General features: G+C 49.5%; 2 rRNA genes. Both read right to left on the bottom strand.

The features are described from left to right. A 5S ribosomal RNA gene (rrf, locus tag lacNas_RS13070) occupies positions 1-76 on the bottom strand; the annotation flags it as partial. Positions 77-145: 69 nt separating this feature from the next. Next, positions 146-333: ribosomal RNA gene (locus tag lacNas_RS13065) — 23S ribosomal RNA — on the bottom strand; the annotation flags it as partial.

Genomic DNA, 333 nt, shown 5'->3' with positions numbered 1-333 from the left:
TACTTTCGGCGTTAAGAAGCTTAACTGCTGTGTTCGGCATGGGAACAGGTGTATCCTTCTTGCCATTGCCACCGCACTCTTTCTTGAGCTTGCACGCTCAAAACTGAATATCTCTTCCAAGTCAAAACCTATTGCTTCGCTCTTCTTGGTCAAGTCCTCGACTGATTAGTACCGGTCCGCTCCAAAGCTCACGCTTCTTCCACTCCCGGCCTATCTACCTCATCGTCTCTGAGGTGTCTTACTTTCTTGAAGAAATGGGAAATCTCATCTTGAGGGGGGCTTCGCACTTAGATGCTTTCAGCGCTTATCCCGTCCGCACATAGCTACCCAGCG

Source organism: Lactobacillus nasalidis, assembly GCF_016587775.1.
Taxonomy (GTDB): domain Bacteria; phylum Bacillota; class Bacilli; order Lactobacillales; family Lactobacillaceae; genus Lactobacillus; species Lactobacillus nasalidis.
This window is presented reverse-complemented; position numbering and strand designations above follow the sequence as displayed.